This window comes from Sinorhizobium meliloti, from assembly GCF_017876815.1.
Lineage (GTDB): Bacteria > Pseudomonadota > Alphaproteobacteria > Rhizobiales > Rhizobiaceae > Sinorhizobium > Sinorhizobium meliloti.
The window spans coordinates 476,459-494,309 of the sequence record NZ_JAGIOS010000001.1; the positions used below are offsets into that span (position 1 = coordinate 476,459).

The 17,851-nt window shown below is 63.0% G+C and carries 12 protein-coding genes and 1 tRNA gene; 4 read left to right on the top strand and 9 right to left on the bottom strand.

Going from position 1 to position 17,851, the window contains the following annotated elements; all coding sequences use genetic code 11:
- Window positions 1-324: 324 nt before the first annotated feature.
- Window positions 325-789, bottom strand: coding sequence for an iron-responsive transcriptional regulator RirA (rirA, locus tag JOH52_RS02320; RefSeq protein ID WP_003527122.1), 465 nt, complete (start codon window positions 787-789; stop codon window positions 325-327).
- A gap of 199 nt (window positions 790-988) precedes the next feature.
- Between rirA and JOH52_RS02325 the strand changes: the two genes are divergently transcribed.
- Window positions 989-2,032, top strand: a complete 1,044-nt coding sequence (locus tag JOH52_RS02325) for a Fe(3+) ABC transporter substrate-binding protein (RefSeq protein ID WP_010968778.1) — start codon at window positions 989-991, stop codon at window positions 2,030-2,032.
- Between the two features lie 75 nt (window positions 2,033-2,107).
- Here JOH52_RS02325 and JOH52_RS02330 read toward each other — a convergent pair whose 3' ends face one another.
- The 3 genes from JOH52_RS02330 to JOH52_RS02340 form a co-directional block, all read right to left on the bottom strand.
- The gene (locus tag JOH52_RS02330) at window positions 2,108-3,160 is read right to left on the bottom strand and encodes a M48 family metallopeptidase (RefSeq protein WP_014529055.1); all 1,053 of its coding nucleotides are present in this window, start codon (window positions 3,158-3,160) and stop codon (window positions 2,108-2,110) included.
- Window positions 3,150-4,268, bottom strand: a complete 1,119-nt coding sequence (locus tag JOH52_RS02335) for a YjgN family protein (RefSeq protein WP_013844056.1) — start codon at window positions 4,266-4,268, stop codon at window positions 3,150-3,152. Before JOH52_RS02335 ends, JOH52_RS02330 begins: the two co-directional genes overlap by 11 nt.
- 253 nt (window positions 4,269-4,521) lie before the next feature.
- On the bottom strand, window positions 4,522-6,018 hold the full coding sequence (locus JOH52_RS02340; protein ID WP_010968775.1) for a CoA-acylating methylmalonate-semialdehyde dehydrogenase: 1,497 nt from the start codon (window positions 6,016-6,018) through the stop codon (window positions 4,522-4,524).
- A gap of 115 nt (window positions 6,019-6,133) precedes the next feature.
- Between JOH52_RS02340 and JOH52_RS02345 the strand changes: the two genes are divergently transcribed.
- On the top strand, window positions 6,134-7,015 hold the full coding sequence (locus JOH52_RS02345) for a LysR family transcriptional regulator (protein ID WP_014529053.1): 882 nt from the start codon (window positions 6,134-6,136) through the stop codon (window positions 7,013-7,015).
- A gap of 71 nt (window positions 7,016-7,086) precedes the next feature.
- On the opposite strand, the gene JOH52_RS02350 is transcribed toward JOH52_RS02345, so the two are convergent.
- The 4 genes from JOH52_RS02350 to phaP1 all read right to left on the bottom strand — a co-directional run bounded on the left by JOH52_RS02350 (window position 7,087) and on the right by phaP1 (window position 10,005).
- Complete coding sequence (locus JOH52_RS02350) at window positions 7,087-8,325, bottom strand: D-arabinono-1,4-lactone oxidase (RefSeq protein WP_017266077.1); 1,239 nt, start codon at window positions 8,323-8,325, stop codon at window positions 7,087-7,089.
- An 11-nt stretch (window positions 8,326-8,336) separates the two neighbouring features.
- Window positions 8,337-9,104, bottom strand: a complete 768-nt coding sequence (locus JOH52_RS02355) for an SDR family NAD(P)-dependent oxidoreductase (protein WP_010968772.1) — start codon at window positions 9,102-9,104, stop codon at window positions 8,337-8,339.
- A 215-nt stretch (window positions 9,105-9,319) separates the two neighbouring features.
- Window positions 9,320-9,396, bottom strand: a tRNA-His gene (locus tag JOH52_RS02360).
- A gap of 162 nt (window positions 9,397-9,558) precedes the next feature.
- Window positions 9,559-10,005, bottom strand: coding sequence for a phasin PhaP1 (gene phaP1, locus JOH52_RS02365; protein ID WP_003527110.1), 447 nt, complete (start codon window positions 10,003-10,005; stop codon window positions 9,559-9,561).
- Window positions 10,006-10,237: 232 nt separating this feature from the next.
- Between phaP1 and JOH52_RS02370 the strand changes: the two genes are divergently transcribed.
- The gene (locus JOH52_RS02370) at window positions 10,238-13,642 is read left to right on the top strand and encodes a PAS domain S-box protein (protein ID WP_014529051.1); all 3,405 of its coding nucleotides are present in this window, start codon (window positions 10,238-10,240) and stop codon (window positions 13,640-13,642) included.
- A gap of 122 nt (window positions 13,643-13,764) precedes the next feature.
- Window positions 13,765-15,447 carry an ABC transporter permease gene (locus JOH52_RS02375; RefSeq protein ID WP_003527107.1) on the top strand — a complete coding sequence of 561 codons (1,683 nt, stop codon included), beginning with the start codon at window positions 13,765-13,767 and terminating at the stop codon, window positions 15,445-15,447.
- Between the two features lie 290 nt (window positions 15,448-15,737).
- Here the strand turns inward: JOH52_RS02375 and JOH52_RS02380 are convergent, their stop codons facing one another.
- Entirely contained in the window at window positions 15,738-17,690 is a 1,953-nt protein-coding gene (locus JOH52_RS02380; RefSeq protein WP_014529049.1) for an acetoacetate--CoA ligase, read from the bottom strand.
- Window positions 17,691-17,851 lie beyond the last annotated feature (161 nt).

Below are 17,851 nucleotides of genomic sequence, written 5' to 3' on the forward strand. Positions count from 1 at the left end.
GAACGTGCGGAACTATCCCCGACTTTCGCCGACAACCGCGGTTCCGGGGCAAGCAGCCCGAGTCGCGAACCCTTAAGGGGAGTGCAGATAAACTCTAAGCTGTGCTGTCGAAGGGAAGCATTCGACCTCGAAAGTGCTCACCACCGTTCGAGGTTCTGAGTTCGCCCGCCGGAAGCACGAGCCGCCGAGGCAACTAGAAGCAGCAGGTCGCGGGTGAGCTCCGCCACCAGCATGCGTGCCGCGGCATGCGTGGGCTTTCCGCCCGCTCTCACGCTGCTTCAAGGCGGAGCTTTACGGCCCGCAAGCTCGCAGACGCGAGTGAATTCAGGCGGCCGAGGTCTGCGGGCGCACCGGCTCTTCCAGGCCCAGGAGGAAGTTGATCTGCGGCCGGGCCTTGACCAGGTCGTCGATCGTGTATCCCTGAAGTACTTCGAAAAAGGCGTTCAGCGCCTTGCGCAGCGCGGCATTGAGGCCACAGCTGTCCACCAGCGGGCAGTCGATCTCGCCCGCCTCGAAGCATTCCGCCATGGCGAAACTGTCTTCCGTCACCTTCACGACGTCGAAAAGAGTGATCTCCGACGCCGGTCTCGGCAGGCGGACTCCGCCGTTGCGGCCGCGTACCGTCTCGACCAGGCCGGCTCTCGTGAGCGGCTGCAGTATCTTGAAAAGGAACAGTTCGGAAACGCCGTAAGCCCTGGCAATCTCGGGAATGCGGCTGAGCTTCTCGCCGTTCGCAGCGCAGTACATCAACATGCGTACCGCGTAGTTGGTTTGCTTCGTCAGACGCATTTTTTGCTCCGGATCCGATAAATTCGTGCCTCATCATATAGGACGGATCGTAGTTTGGAACAATTCCAAAAAGTGGAAAAGTTCACGAAGGTTATCTCTTCACCGTTTCGCTTGTTGACTGGCGCGCCTGCTGGCGGCAGAAATACGAGAAATATGATTGACTAAGTTAAGTTTAAAACACGAAAAAGGAGAGAACACCATGAATATTTCAAAAGCGCTGATCGGCGCGCTGTCCGTGGCGGCGACATTTCTTGCCTCGACGGCGCCTGTCCGCGCCGATGGGGAGGTCAACATCTACTCCTACCGGCAGCCGGACCTCATTCAGCCGCTATTGGACGCCTTCACCAAGAAGACGGGCATCACGACCAACGTGCTCTTCCTCGACAAGGGTCTCGTCGAGCGCATTCAGGCCGAAGGCGCGAACTCTCCCGCCGACGTAATCCTGACCGTGGATATCAGCCGCCTGACCGAGGCCAAGGATGCGGGCGTGACGCAACCGGTCGCCAACGAGACCATCAACAAGGACATCCCCGACCATTTCCGCGATCCGGACGGCAACTGGTTCGGTCTGACGACGCGCGGCCGCGTCGTCTATGCCTCGAAGGAGCGCGTCGCACAGGACGACATCACCTATGAGGAACTCGCCGACCCGAAGTGGAAGGGCAAGATCTGCACCCGCGACGGCCAGCACTCCTACAATGTCGGCCTGTTCGCCTCCATGATCGCCCACCACGGCGAAGCCGAAGCGGAAAAGTGGCTGACCGGCCTCAGGAACAATCTTGCCAAGAAGCCGGACGGCGGCGACCGCGACCAGGCCAAGGCAATCTTCGCCGGGGAGTGCGACCTGGCGCTCGGCAACAGCTACTATGTCGGCCTGATGATCACCAACGAGAAGGAGCCCGAACAGAAGGAATGGGCCTCGGCGATCAAGGTTCTGTTCCCGAACACGAAGGACCGGGGCACCCATGTGAACATCTCCGGCATGGCGCTCGCCAAGAACGCGCCGAACAAGGAGAATGCCCTGAAGCTCATGGAATTCCTGTCCGAAGGCGAAGCGCAGAAGATCTATGCCGAGCAGGTCTTCGAATATCCGGTGCTGCCGGGCGCCGAACCGTCGGAAGTCGTCAAGTCCTTCGGTGAGATCAAGCCCGACACGCTGCCGCTCGCCGAAATCGCGGCAAACCGCAAGAAGGCCTCGGAACTCGTCGACAAGGTCGGCTACAACGACGGCCCGCAGGATTGACGGGAACCCGCCGGATAGGTGCGACGACGGCGGGCGAATGCCCGCCGTTTTCGTCCGTGCCGGCGGAAGTGCTCCCTATTTCCGTTCGTGGCCGATCCAGTCCAGGATCGCCTTGCGCCGCTCCGGCGTCGAGGGATGCGTCGAAAAGATGCTCGTTCCACCTTTGTCGTCGAGCTTCGTTTCCAGCAGTTCGAAGAAACGGGCGATCGCTGCCGGATCGAAACCCGCCTTCATCATCAGTTCGACCGAGTGCCTGTCCGCTTCCGCCTCTGCTGAGCGTGAGTAGGAAAGTGCGAGGAGGCCGCCGCCCTGCACCAGCATGTCCTCGGCTCCCGATCCGATATCGCCGGCGACCAGCATGAGGAGGGCAGTGATGCCGGCGGCACGATAGATCTGTCGAAGGCTGTGCTTGTGCGCGACATCGCCGATCTCATGGGCCAGCACGCCGAGGATCATCTCGGTATCTTCGCCCGCGAGTTCCACGAGTTCGTCGGTAAGGATCAGTGTTCCGTCGGGCAAGGCGAAGGCGTTCGGACCGAGCGCGCCGCCTCCGCGGAAGTGGAGCGTATAGCCCGCCTCTCCCCGTGCGGATTGCGACGCGACGCGGCGGAACCCTTCCACGATCCTGTTGCGCTTCGCCTCGTCGAGCTTCGACTTGTCCAGCAGGGTCCGATCCATCGTCTCCAGGGCGCTCGCCGACATGATTTGCGGCACGGCCGGCGGCGTGACGGCGATGGCAACCTCCACCAGCAAGGGCAGTGCCGAGCGATAAATCAGCGCGCCAAGCAGGATCGCGGCGGCGACGAAGGCGATCAGCCGCGGATGGAAGCGCTCCAGCCGGTGGATCGCTCCCTCGCTTGCGCGACCTTTCCCGGTTAGGAACCGGTCGACCGCGTCATTGTCGGCAGTCTCGAACAGCGATCCGTCCGGAAAGGTGACCCGGCGCGGAATGCGGCCTACCCGGGACGATATCTCGATCGAGTGCAGGTTGCCGCCCGCAAGCTCGCCGCCGCTTTCTCCGTCGACGACAAGGTGCCCTGCTCTCTCGACGAGGCTTGCGGGAACCGAGCGACTCGATCCCGGAGGATGCCACTCGCCTGAAGCGATCGTCGTGCCGTCAGAAGCCAAAGTCGAATCCTTCTATATCCATGAATTCGGCACCGACCGCCGAGCCCTCCTGCGCAATCTGCGACAAGAGTTCGCCGACATCTCCTTCGAATCGCACGCCCGTATGCTCGTTCACGTAGCGCGCCATCCTCACTGCCGCCCAGGGCCGCATCAGGCCGAGCGTAACAAGGGTAACGATCAGGTTTGAGACGGCGATCCAGGTATAGCGCAGGCGCGACAGGTCGCTCAACAGCCGATGCCTGCCGTCGAAAGAGGTGGCGGACCAGGCGACGTTGCGCACGCCGGCGCGGTAGATCAGCGCCGCCAGGCCGAAGATCGCGAAGAGAAGGAGGTAACCGAGCACAAGCAGCAAGCCGGTAAACCCCTGCAAAGCCTGGGAAGAGAGTTCGGCACCCTCTGCCACGGCGTTGACCAACGCCACGCCGAGGAAAACAAAGAAGCCGCCGATCAGCATGCCCAGCACCAGGACCGCGGCCGGGGCCACCCAGGTTCTGTAGAGCCGACCAAGAGGGGGATCGGTCGAAAACGGCTTCTGACCATAGCGCAGATTGTTGCCGACATAGCGGTAGGACCAGCGGCTGGCGAGCGGCGCCAAAATGCCGAGGGTCAAGGCCGCCAGGACCGGACCGATGATAAAAGCAAGGAACGCCCCGCCGGCGCCGCCGACGAAGTCGAAGCGCACGTTGCGGTAGCTCGTCACCCTTGCGCTGAAGCGCAGCCCCCGCGCGACGAGCCAGGGTACGAAGAAAAGCATCAGGACGCCGAGACCGATGCCGACGAGCGGCACGAATGTGAGCATGATGTTGTAGAGGACCAGATAGGCGAACACGATCAGGCGGCCGATGAGGATCTGCCCGCCACTCGCGTGATACTCGAACCCGCGCCCGAGCAGGATGGTGTTGCCGTAGAAATAACGATTGCGGCGGACCTTCGCCCAGGCCGAATAGATGCCGAGCGTTATGATCGTCAAAAGGATATTGACGATCCATATCCCGAAATATTCCCTGCCGCTTCCCGTGAAGGATAGGCGCTGGATATCCCCTTCAGCCGCGCGTCCGAAGCTGCGCTCGCCGGCATTTTGTGCCGGCAACGACTCTGCCATTGTCATGGTGCCCCCTACAAACCGATGCCTGCCGCCTCAGCGGCAGGTGCCGCTTGAATATTCGACGGCCATCCCCCAACGACCATCTGCTAGAGCACTTAGGTAACGGTTTTCCGTCCCGAAGTGCGTATCTGACGAAGGATGCGAATCTGCGATTCACATCGAGCACAACTGACGATAGTTTCCCTGCCGGATCTCGCGCAACAAAAAAGAGCCTCCCGAAGGAGGCTCCGATTGGAGGAGGAGAGCTTTGTTCGCGTTACCGCATCGTCGGTATCGAGAACTCGGCGCCGTCCTTGATGCCTGACGGCCAGCGCGAGGTGATGGTCTTGGTCCGGGTCCAGAACTTGATCGAATCCGTGCCATGCTGATTGAGGTCGCCGAAGGACGAGGATTTCCAGCCGCCGAAAGAATGATAGGCGAGCGGAACCGGGATCGGAACATTGACGCCGACCATGCCGATATTGATGCGGGAGGCGAAGTCGCGCGCCGCATCGCCGTCGCGGGTATAGATGGCGACACCATTGCCGTATTCATGCTTCATCGGCAGCGACAGGGCCTCTTCGTAGTTCCTGGCGCGGACGACCGACAGGACGGGTCCGAAGATTTCGGTCTTGTAGATGTCCATGTCGGGCGTGACGTCGTCGAAGAGGCAGCCGCCGATGAAGTGGCCGTTCTCATAGCCCTGCAGCTTGAAGTCGCGGCCGTCGACCACGAGCTTCGCACCCTGCTCGATACCGCTGTCGATCAGGCTGCGGATGCGCTGCTCCGCCTCCTTGGTGACGACGGGGCCCATATCGGCCTTTTCGTCGGTATAGGGACCGATGCGCAGGCTTTCGACCATCGGCACGAGCTTGTCGATCAGCCGGTTTGCGGTTTCCTCGCCGACCGGAACAGCGACCGAGATCGCCATGCAGCGCTCGCCCGCGGAACCGTAGCCGGCGCCAATGAGGGCGTTGGCCGCCTGGTCGAGGTCGGCGTCCGGCATGATGATCATGTGGTTCTTTGCGCCGCCGAAGCATTGCGCACGCTTGCCGTTCATCGCAGCCGTGCCGTAGACGTAGCGGGCGATCGGGGTCGAGCCGACGAAGGAGACGGCGGCGATATCGGGATGCGTCAGAATCGCATCGACCGCGCCCTTGTCACCGTTGACGACGTTGAGGATGCCCGCCGGCAGACCGGCTTCGATCATCAGTTCGGCAAGGCGGATCGGCACGGAGGGATCGCGTTCGGAAGGCTTGAGGATGAACGCATTGCCGCAGGCGATCGCCGGGGCGAACATCCACATAGGGATCATGCCAGGGAAGTTGAACGGGGTGATGCCGGCGCCGATGCCGACCGGCTGGCGGATCGAGTACATGTCGATGCCGGGACCGGCGCCTTCGGTGAATTCGCTCTTCTGCAGGTGCGGAATGCCGATGACGAATTCGCAGACCTCGAGGCCGCGCACGATGTCGCCCTTGGCGTCGTCGATGGTCTTGCCGTGCTCGCGGGAGAGCATCTCGGCCAGCTCGTTCATGTTGTCGTTCAGGAGCTGGACGAACTTCATGAAGACGCGGGCGCGGCGCTGCGGATTGGTTGCGGCCCACTTGGGCTGGGCAGCCTTGGCGCTCTCGACGGCGGCGGCCAGGTCCGCGTCGCTCGCCAGCGCCACGGTGCCTTGAACTTCGCCCGTTGCCGGGTTGAAGATGTTGCTGACGCGACCGCTCGTGCCGGCAACGCGCTTGCCGTCGATGAAATGACCGAGTTCATACATGAGTGTTCCTCCTGACCCTTGATTGTGCCCTCATGATCGCACTACGATTTCAACAATTCAATTTCCGAATTTCAGGAACCGTTGTGCGCAAATTAAAGTCCATGAAAGCGTTCGCATGAACTGGGACGACGTCCGGGTATTTCTGGCTGTCGCGCGGACGGGCCAGATTCTCGCCGCCTCGAAAAGGCTCGGCATCAATCACGCGACGCTCAGCCGGCGGGTTACCGCGCTCGAGGAAGAGCTGAAAGCGAAGCTCCTCATCCGGCGTCCCAACGGCTGCGAACTGACGGCCGAAGGCGAGGTCTTCTTTGCCGCGGCCGAGCGCATGGAAACCGAGATGCTCGCCGCCCAATCGCAGGTCGGGCGGATCGACACGGCGATCGCCGGCACCGTGCGCATCGGCGCGCCTGATGGTTTCGGCGTCTCCTTCCTGGCGCCGCGTCTCGGGCGGCTCACGGCACGCTACCCGGAACTGAAGCTCCAGCTCGTTCCTGTTCCGCGCTCCTTCTCGCTGTCGCAGCGCGAGGCCGACATCGCGATCACCATCGAGCGGCCGGAACAGGGGCGGCTCGTCTCGTCCAAGCTCACCGACTATACACTGGGTCTCTACGCATCGGCAGAATATCTTGGCCGCTACGGCACACCCGGGACTGTCGACGACCTCAAGAACCATCGCCGGATCGGCTATGTGGAAGACCTCATCTTCACGCCGTCACTCAATTTCTCCACCGAGGTCATGCGCAGCTGGGGCGCCTCCTTCGAGATCTCCAGCGCCATGGGCCAGACCGAGGCGGTCCGCTCCAGCGCCGGGATCGGCATCCTGCACAATTATATCGCCCGGCAATATCCGGAGCTTGTACGCCTGCTCCCCGATAGGACGATCCGCCGCGCCTATTGGACGACCTATCACGAGAGCGCCCGCGACCTGGTGCGCGTGCGCACGGTCGCAGCGTTCCTGCAGGAAATGGTGACGGCGGAGCATCAGATATTCGTTTAGCGCGGGATGAGGAAAAATGTGCGGTTTTCCGCCTGCATCGCGCGTCTCAACTCGACCTGAAATCATCGCTGTCAGCCGAGCAGCATCTTCAGATGGTCGTTGAGGAAACGACCCTTCGGGTCCAATTCCCTTCGCAGCGCACGGAAGTCTCCGGCGCGCGGATAGAGATGCGTCACGTCGTCGGTGTCGAGGAAATGCATCTTCCCCCAATGCGGCCGCGAGTCGTATCCGCGCAGGATCTGGTCGACGTCCTTCAAAAACGCCCAGTAATCGATCCCCGGGCCACCCGAGACGGAGAGCGTGATGCTGTCCTGGTGATGGAACGGGCTCATCCACGCCGGATCGCCGGCGGTGAAGCGATACTCGATCGGATAGATGCAGTTCGTATGCTTGTTGAGCATGAGGTCGCGCACGGCTCTGACTGCTGCCTTGCCATGTTCCACGGGCACCGCATATTCGAGTTCGACGAAGTTCGGGACGTATTCGATGGGATAGACTTCCGAACTGTAGGCGATCTTTTCGAACTCGCTCTCCATCGGCGCCGCGTCGGTGATGTCCATCACCTTCATTTCGCAGACGTCGGCCGATTTGTTCGTGGAGGAGACGGCCGAGGTATCCGGCAGGCAGTAGAGATGGCGGCTTTCCGGCGTCGGGCACCAGAAGAATCCGAAATGCCGGTGGTTTGCCGCCAGTTCGTCATGGCGCTCCATGCAGGTCTCGAAGTCGTCACGCCACAGCCGCTCGTGCAGGTTATAGGCATCCATGACGTTGAGGGTCATGGATGAGATGATACCGAGCGTGCCGACCGAGACCTGCGCCGCGTGGAGGAGTTCTTCGTCACTCCCATCGATGTCGAGTATCTCGCCGTTCGCCTTTACGATTCGCATTCCGGCGATCGAAGAGGCCATGTTTCCGAGCTTGATCCCGGTCCCGTGCGTTCCGGTGGTAAAGGCGCCGGCGACCGCCTGGCTGTCGATATCGCCCTGATTGATCAGCGAGAGTCCGTGCTGCTTCAGCGTCTTGCCCACCTCGTTGATGCGCGTTCCGCCTGCTACGGTAATTTGCTTGCGTGCCTTGTCGACCTTCTGGACGCCCCTGAGATCTGCGAGCGACAAAAGGAGACCACTGGTTCCGACGACCGGCGTGAAGGAGTGGCCCGAACCCGAGACGCGAACTCCGAGATCCCGCTTGTCCGCTTCTGCGACCAGCTCCGCCAGTTCGGCCTCGGTGCCGGGCGAGGCCTTGTACTGCGATACGCAGTACTGATTGCCGACCCAGTTCCGCCAGACTCCACCTTTCTCGAAAGCCATGTTTCTTCCCCTCACATCGCTGTAAAACAATTGTCGACGAACAGATGGGCGCCGCTGACAAAACTCGCGTCTTCGCTCGCAAGATAAAGGGCTGCCTTGGCGACCTCGTCCGGCCGGCACATCCGCCCCTGTTGGGCGGCGATCGCTGCGTCGGAAACATCGACCCCGTACCGGGTCAGCTCCTCGACCTCCCTCTGGCCGTGAGCCGTCTGGATGAAGCCGGGGCAAACCGCATTGCACCGGATATTCCGGTCCCTGAACTCCACGGCGACGGACCGGGCGAACATATGGCACGCCCCCTTGGTCGTATTGTAAAGGACCTCCATGGGGGTTGCCGCAACCGCCGATATGGAAGAGGTGCAGACGATCGATCCGCCGCCGGCGTCGATCATCTGGGGAAGGACGGCGCGGGTCATGAGGAACATGCTGCGCACGTTGACCGCCATCAGCCGGTCCCACTCCTCGGCCGTCGTCTCCAGGAACGGCCGAATGACGATGGTGCCGGCATGGTTGAACAGGACCGTGATCGGTCCGAGTTCTCCCGAAACCCTCTCCACCGCCTGCGTTACCTGACGTTCGTCCGACGCATCTGCCGAGGCGAAAGCCGCCCTGAAGCCCTCGCTGCGGAGGCGGGCGGCGACGGCTTCGCCCTGGCTCTGCGGGAGATCGACAATCCCGACCGCTGCGCCCTCCCGAGCGAAAAGCTCGGAGGCTGCGAGACCACATCCCCCTGCCCCGCCGCTGATAAGCGCAATTTTTCCATGCAATCGACCGGCCACCTGCTCCTCCAGCTGTCGTAGTGCTGCCTTTGGGCGCGGCTTGGAGGACTGCTCTTGGCGTTTTGGTGTCTGGTGTCCGGCCGGCTTGCGGGCAGCTATGATGCTTGTTCCACGCGGTCACATTGCCGGAGGATGACGAGCAGGTCCATATTCCGGCGACGGAACGTGCGCGTATTCTCAGGAGAAACAGCAATCACAGACGATTTTGAAGAAAATGGTACGGTTGGGGGGGATCGAACCTCCGACCTCAGGTGCCACAAACCTGCGCTCTAACCAACTGAGCTACAACCGCACTCGGCAAGCGACTCCAACTTCGTTTGGGGTCGTCGCTTGGCGGCTCACATACGGTCACTCACACCGATTTGCAAGCCTTAAGTTCAGATTATCCAGCAAAAAGACCGGATGGCAAGTCACCCGGTCTTTGCTTTGAATCCGATCGATACGGCGCGGCCGATCAGCCCTTCTTGAGGCTGGACATCGCCTTTTCCGCGGCATCCTTGCCGGGCTTGGCAACGTTCTCGGCGACCTTGCGCGTCGCTTCCTGCATCGTCTTCGCCTGCTCGACGGCAAGTTCGGCCTGCTTGCGGATGAAGGCGGTCTGCAGCTCGACGAGTTCGGAGAGCGACCTCACGCCGAGCAGAGCTTCCATGTGCGAGAGCGAGCTTTCGGCATTGGTGCGCAACGCGTCGATGGCCTTGAGGCCGAGTTCGACGGTTCCCGACTGAGCGCTCTCGACCGTCGCTTCGACGGTCTTCGCTGCTTCTTCGGTCGCGGTCTTCATCTTGGCGTAGGCTTCCTTCGACTGCGCGGCGCCCTTTTCGGCGAACTCGCGGAAGCTGTCGGCAAACTTGGTCGGGTCGAAAGAGAGGGAAAATGCGTCTTCGGTCTTCCTGGTAGCCATTTCATGCGCTCCTTGGTGTGGCCCTCTTCAGAGGCGCCGTTTTGATTGATGGCCGTTCTATAGCCGATTTGGTTGTGCGTTGCAATAAATTTGTGCAGTGCACAATAAGCCATGCCCATTAACCTTCCGCGCCGAAAGACGTGGCCGAGGCCGTCCCGTTGCTGGACCCTCGCCGATGGGCTGGGTATTAATAGAGCGTTAACGCGCAAACGATCCGTCAGTAGGTCTGCCTATGCCCGAAAGACAGTACCCCTTCATCGACATTGCCGTGCATGCACGGGTGCGGGAGCATTTTGCCCGGGGGGATGCGTCCGTCCTTTTTTCGAAGAATGTCGCGCGGGTGCTATGGGCCAACGACCAGGGCGCAAAGCTGTTCGGGACGACCTCGGTCTACGATTTCATCGATACCGACCTCGACCCGAGCGATCTTTCGCTTCGCCAGCTGCGCGCCGCCGCGGCGCAGCTCGCGGCCGTCGGGGACCGCCGGCAGCTTCTGATCCGTATGGCGTCGGGCTTTCGCCGGCTTCCGCTCAATGCCGCCGTGGAGTTGATCCGCATCGGGCCCGGCGAAGAGGCAATTCTGTTCACCGTGCCCAACAACGGCAAGGCGCTTTCGACCGAAGCGCGCGCAGAGGCGATGATTGCCGGCCTCGACGGGCCGGACACGCATATGGCCGTGCTCGATGCCGATGGGACCGTCATTGCCGGCTCGCCCGGCTTCGAGAGTCTTGGCCTTTCGGCGGATATTCGCCGGACGCTCGTTGCAGCCGCTGCGAGCGACAAGGATCGGCTGATCAAGCGTCCGGTCGCGACGGAAAAAGGGCGCCTGCCGGCGGCAGTCGGCAAGATTTCGGACCATCCGGCGCTCCACCTGCTCTTCGCGGTCGAGGCAATTCTCGAGAAATCCGAGACCGGAGAGGCGGTCGGCGCGGCGGCGGCGGAGCAGGCTATCCCCGCCGCACCTGCGGCGCCCGCTGAAACACGAGAGGCGGTCCCCTCCTCCGCGGCACCGGCGGAGACGGAACAGCCGGCGGGCCGCCTCGAGGAAGCCGAGCCCGCTCCCTCGCCGGAGGCGGCAGCACCGGCAGAACACGAAGCGTCCGTCGGGGACGGCACCGACGACGAAGCGCAAGGGGAGCTCGCTCCGCAGGACGAGGCCGAGGCCGCCGATCTCGCCGAGCCTGAAACGCCGCTTGAAGCAGAACCGGCTTCCGGTGAACCGGCTGCCGATGCGGACCGTGGCGGAGAAACCGCCGACTTCGCTTTCGCAGCCGGCGGACGGGCGGTACGGTTCGTCTGGAAGATCGACGCGGAGGGACGTTTCAGCGAAATTTCCGAAGAGTTCGCGTCAGCCGTCGGCCCGAAGGCCGCCGACGTGATCGGCGTTAGCTTCACCGATCTCGCCGATCGCTACGATCTCGACCCCGACGACAAGATCAACGAGCTCCTGCATCGCCGCGATACCTGGTCCGGCAAGACGATCTTCTGGCCGGTCCAGGGAACCAATCTCAAGGTGCCGGTCGATCTCGCCGCTCTTCCCACCTATTCCCGTTCGCGCGAGTTCGACGGCTTCCGCGGCTTCGGCATCGTCAGGATCGCCGACGCTGTGCCGGACGCCAAGGCGGCCGGGCTTGCGCTCGACCGGCCGGCGCCGGCGCAGATCGCGCAGGCTTCAAGCGACATGTCGGCTGAGGGCGCCGGTGCGCCGCAGGCTGAGGCTGGCTCCAAGACCGGCCCTGACGCCGGCAGTGGGAAAGATGCGGCCGAGGCTGCACCGGACGTATCGGAAGACCCGTTCCGTGGCGAACAGCCCGCGTTGCGGGTCGTCGAAACGCCCGGCCGGCAGGCCTCCGACAAGGTCATCGATCTCGACGAGCGCCGACCGGCGGGAGCCGGCGCGCTGACCCGCGGTGAGCAGGCGGCCTTCCGCGAGATTGCAAGGCAGCTCGGCGAGCATTTCGCCCCTGACCAGCTGCCGCAGGAAGGCAATACCGAAGGCCGGCACGAAGCTGACACCTCCCCCAGCACGCCGGCTGACACGGAAGAAAGCCGACAGACGGAGGAAGCGGAGGCGCCAGGCGGATGGCACGATCCGACGCCGGCGGGCGAGACCCCTGCTGCGGCAATGGAGCCCGGCCTCACCGCACGCAATGGTGCAGCCATGAGCAGCGAGATCCTCGACAGGCTGCCGGTCGCATTGCTGGTTCACCACGGCGACGCTTTGCTGCATGCCAATGCGGAATTCCTGCGGCTGACCGGATATGAGAATCTCGAAGCCTTCGAACAGGAGGGTGGCCTGGAGGCCCTGTTCGCTCTCGGAAACGAGGCCGGCGCGGCAAAGCCGAACGGAACCATGACGCTGGTCCGCAAGGATGGCAGGCTCATTCCCGTCGGCGCCCACCTGCATTCGATCCGATGGGAAGGAAAGAGCGCGCTGATGCTTGCGCTGACCCCGGCCGGCGCAAGCGAAGCGGAGAAGCAGGCGCGCGAAGACGAAGGAGCGGCAGAGGCAAGCCGGCTTCGGATGGAGATCGACGAGCTCCGATCGATTCTGGAAACCGCGACCGATGGGGTCGTGGTCCTCGGACGGGACGGCGACATCCGGACGATGAACCGTTCCGCAAGCGCGCTCTTCGACTATGACGAGTCCGATATGCGCGGAAAGCCGTTCGCCGCGCTCTTCGCCCATGAGAGCCAGAAGGCGGTGATCGACTATCTCCAGGGCCTTTCCGGCCACGGCGTCGCAAGCGTGCTCAACGACGGCCGGGAAGTGATCGGCCGCGAAGCCGCCGGCGGCTTCATTCCGTTGTTCATGACCATCGGCCGGCTCTCCTCCTCCAACGGTTACTGCGCGGTCATCCGCGACATCACCCAGTGGAAGCGGACCGAAGAGGAGCTTCGCAACGCCAAGCGCGCCGCAGAGACGGCAAACGCCCACAAGACGGAATTCCTGGCCCGGGTCAGCCACGAGATCCGCACGCCGCTCAACGCCATCATCGGGTTTTCCGACATGATGGCGAGCGAGCATTTCGGCCCCATCGGCCATCCGCGCTATATCGAATATGCCGGCGACATCGGCCGGTCGGGGCGTCACGTCCTCGACATCGTCAACGATCTGCTCGATATCTCGAAGATCGAGGCCGGCGAGATGGATCTCGACTTCGGCGCCGTGGATCTCAACGAGGCCGTCTCCGAGGCCGTGTCGCTGGTGCAGCCGCAGGCCAATAGCCAACGCGTGATCATCCGCACTTCGCTGTCGGGCTCCGTGCCCGAGGTCGTCGCCGACGACCGTTCGATCAAGCAGATCGCCCTGAACATCCTGGCGAATGCCATCCGCTTTACGCCGTCGGGCGGCCAGATCGTCGTGTCGACGTCCTACGAGGCTAATGGCAGCGTCATCCTGAGAATCCGCGACACGGGCATCGGCATGACCCGCAACGAGCTCGACCAGGCGATGAAGCCCTTCCGCCAGGTCACGACCGGCGGCCGCAAGCGTGGCGACGGCACCGGGCTTGGCCTGCCGCTGACGAAGGCGATGGCGGAAGCGAACCGCGCGCAGTTCGCCATCACTTCGGCCCCGAACGAGGGCACGCTGGTGGAAATATCCTTTCCCTCACAACGCGTCTTGGCCAATTGAGACCGAATGCTGTAAGGAAATGTTGACCTGCGGGAGCCAGTTTGTCGGTTCTTGAAGGTTGAGGAAACTGCGGGCCGTTCCCTCACTCGTCATTTCGATCGGCATTGCTTCGGACGGATCGTTTGCACTTCACCGCCAAAAGCCTCAAGCGGCGCTACGCCAGCTCCGGCACCGGCCTTCACCATCCGCTGCTCACCGGCTGGGCCGGACTCGCCTCCGCCGTCGTGCTCATGCCGATTCTTGCCATTGCGTGGCTAGCCGTTTCCGGCGGCACCGCAGACTGGCCGCATCTCATCCAAAACGTGATCCCGCGTGCAACCGGCCGCACGCTTCTCCTGGTCCTGTTCACAGGCACCGCCACCGCCATGATCGGCATCGTCACCGCCTGGCTGGTGGCGACCTATGAATTTCCATTACGCCGCTTCCTTTCGGCGGCCCTGGTGCTGCCGCTTGCCATACCGGCCTATCTTTCGGCCTATGCCTTCGGGGAGTTGCTCACCTTCACCGGCCCTGTGCAGGGCTTGGTGCGGGCCCTCTTCGGATTTCAGACGAGCCGCGATTACTGGTTTCCCGACGTGCGTTCCCTCGGCGGCGCGGTGCTCGTTCTGAGCTCGGTGCTCTATCCCTATATCTATCTCGCCTGCCGTTCCATGTTCCTCATGCAGGGCCGCGCCGCCGCGGACGTGGCGCGGACGCTCGGGGCCGGACCGCTGAAGGTCTTCTTCCGCGTCCAGCTTCCGATGGCGCGGCCGGCGATCATGATCGGCCTCACGCTCGTTGCCATGGAAACGCTGAACGATATCGGGGCGGTAGAATTTCTCGGCGTGCAGACCCTGACCTTCTCCATCTTCGATACCTGGCTCAACCGTGGCAGCCTCGCCGGCGCGGCGCAGATCGCCTGCATCATGCTGGTTTTCGTCATCGGCCTGATGATGGTCGAGCGGGCGGCACGCCGCAGACAGCGCTTTGCGAGCCAGAAGACCACGGCCGCAGTTCACGACGCCGCGAGGCTGAAACTTTCCGGCTGGAAGAAATGGGCCGCGACGGCCGCCTGCCTTCTGCCGATACTGTCGGGCTTTGCCGTTCCCTTCCTTGTTCTGGGCGACTATGCCCTGAAACGCCTCGACCAGTTCCTGGCGCCGCGCCTCCTGAGCGCGCTGCTGCACAGCATCCTGGTGTCCGGTCTGACGGCGTTTGCGACCGTGCTCCTGGGTTTCGTGCTCGCCTATGCCGCGCGCACCGGGCGTTCGCGCATCACCGATATCGCCGGGCGGCTCGCCTCCTTCGGCTATGGTGTGCCCGGTACCGTACTGGCGATCGGGGTGCTCTTTCCGCTCGCGGCCCTCGACAACACCATCGACGCCGAGATGCGGGGGCTTTTCGGGATTTCCACCGGCCTGCTCATGAGCGGCACCGGCTTTGCCATCATCTATGCCTGCACGGTCCGCTTCCTGACCATGGCGGAAGGGACGCTCGAGGCCGGCTTCCAGAAACTGTCGCCGCATCTCGATATGGCCGCACGAGCGCTCGGGCGCACGAGCGGCCAGACGCTGCGCGCGGTGCTCCTGCCGATGATGCGGCCCGCAGTGCTGACGGCCGCGCTCCTCGTCTTCATAGAAACGATGAAGGAGCTTTCCGCGACCATCATGCTGCGCCCGTTCAATTTCAATACGCTGGCGACGCTCGTCTACGAGGATGCCTCGCGGGCGAAGGTGGAAGACGCCTCCGTTGCGGCGATGATCATCGTCCTCGCCGGGATGGTCCCCGTCATCCTGGTGTCCCGGTCGCTCGAACGCCGGTCATAGATCACGTATTCCTGTGCCCGTCGCAGGGATGAGATGGTTGGGCAGAGGGGGGTGTCACCCGACCTAAAATCTCGTGATCTATGCAAGGGATCGCACCCTCTCCGCCCTCATCCCTGTGCTCGTCACAGGGATGAGGAAGTCGGGGATGAGCCGGCACTACGACAACGTCCGCTTGCGGTATGCGAGTGAGTCTCACGGACTGCACCCACTCTTCCTTCCATTCTCCTGCCCCGCGTCAGCGGCGCGGGCAGAAGAACAGCGGCGCAATGGAGACGGATGTCAGCCCCAATTCAGCTCTTGAGTTCCTCGAGCGCCGCAAAGAGGTCGAGAGCTTCCGGGTTCGCCAGCGCTTCCTTGTTCTTGACCGGACGGCCGTGCACCACGTCGCGCACAGCCAGTTCGACGATCTTGCCGGACTTGGTGCGCGGGATGTCGGCGACGGCGATGATCTTCGCCGGCACGTGCCGCGGCGAGGCGCCGGACCTGATCCGGTTCTTGATCTCCCTGGTCAGTGCTTCGGTCAGCTCGACCCCGCGGGCCAGCCGCACGAACAGAACGACGCGGACATCGTCCTCCCAGTCCTGGCCGATGCACAGTGCTTCGGCGACTTCATCCATCTGTTCGACCTGATTGTAGATCTCCGCCGTGCCGATGCGCACGCCGCCGGGGTTCAATGTCGCGTCGGAACGGCCGTGGATGACGATGCCGCCATGCGGTGTCCATTCGGCAAAATCGCCGTGGCACCAGACATTGTCGAAGCGGTCGAAATAGGCGGCTCGATACTTCGCGCCGTCCGGATCGTTCCAGAACATGACAGGCATCGACGGAAACGCCCTGGTGCAGACGAGTTCGCCCTTTTCCCCCCGCACCGGCTTGCCTTCGTCGTTCCAGACATCGACGGCGAGCCCGAGGCCGGGGCCCTGGATCTCTCCGCGCCACACGGGTTTCAGGGGATTGCCGAGCACGAAGCAGGAGACGATGTCGGTGCCGCCGGAAATCGAGGCGAGCTGGAGATCGGGCTTGATACCCTCATAGACGAAGGAGAAGCCCTCCGGCGAAAGCGGCGAGCCGGTGGACGTCATGAGCCGCAAGGACGACAGATCGTGCGTCCTTGCCGGGGTGAACCCGCCCTTGCGCACGGCGTCGATATATTTCGCCGAGGTGCCGAACACGGCGAAGCGTTCGGCGGCGGCATAATCGAAGAGCACGTTGCCGTCGGGGCAAAAAGGTGAGCCGTCATAGAGGCACAGCGTTGCGCCCACTGCGAGGCCCGAGGCCAGCCAGTTCCACATCATCCAGCCGCAGGTGGTGAAATAAAACAGCCGCTCGCCGTCCCTCAGCCCGCAATGGAAGCGATGTTCCTTGAGGTGCTGCAGCAGCGTTCCGCCGGCCGAATGGACGATGCATTTGGGTACGCCGGTCGTGCCCGAGGAGAACAGTATGTAGAGCGGATGGCCGAACGGCAGGCGCTCGAAGACAAGCGGTCCGGCCTGGAATCCGGCGATGAAATCGGCAAGCGTCACCCCGCCCTCGACGGTCGGCGCAAGCGCGGCGCTGTCTCCGGCATAGGGAACGATGACGGTGGGCGCGCCGAGCGACTTGGCCACCGCACGCACCTTCGAGTCCACGTCCTGCCGCTTGCCGTTGTACCAGTAGCCGTCGCAAACGATGAAGAGCTTGGGGGCGATCTGGCCGAAGCGGTCGAGGACGCCCTGCTCGCCGAAATCGGGCGAACAGGACGACCAGATGGCGCCGACGGAAGCGGTCGCAAGCATGAGTGCGATCGTCTCGGGCATGTTCGGCATCATCGCGGCGACGCGGTCGCCGGCGCCGATCCCCTGCGCCCTCAGCGCCTGTTGCAGACGCGACACCAGGGCGCGCAGTTCGTCCCAGGTCAGCCGGTAGCTCACCTTGTCCTCGCCGCGGAAGATCAAGGCATCGCCGCTCCCCGTCTTGCGCAGCAGGTTTTCGGCGAAGTTGAGCCTCGCTTCCGGAAAGAAACGGGCATCGAGCATCCGGTCGCCGTCGACGAGCGCCTTCTCCCCGCTTTCGCCGATGACCTTGCAATGTTCCCATACGGCGGTCCAGAACGCGCCGCGCTCGCTCACCGACCAGTCATGAAAGGCATCATAGTCGGCGAAGCTGCGCCCGAAGCGCTCCCCGCACCAGTCAATGAACTCAGCCATCGGGCTGCGTTCGACTATCTCCCTGTCCGGAACCCACAAAGGTCGTTCTGCTTGCATGCTCTCCTCCACTCTTCGGACTTTTCTATATCATGCTGCAGCGCGGTACAAACAGCGCGGATGCGGCTCCGCATGGTCGCGACGGCGACATTTTCATGTCAGTGGCATTTGCTTTATGCAAGCCGAAGTCCTATCCAAGCGGCTTACCCGAGGCGATGGCA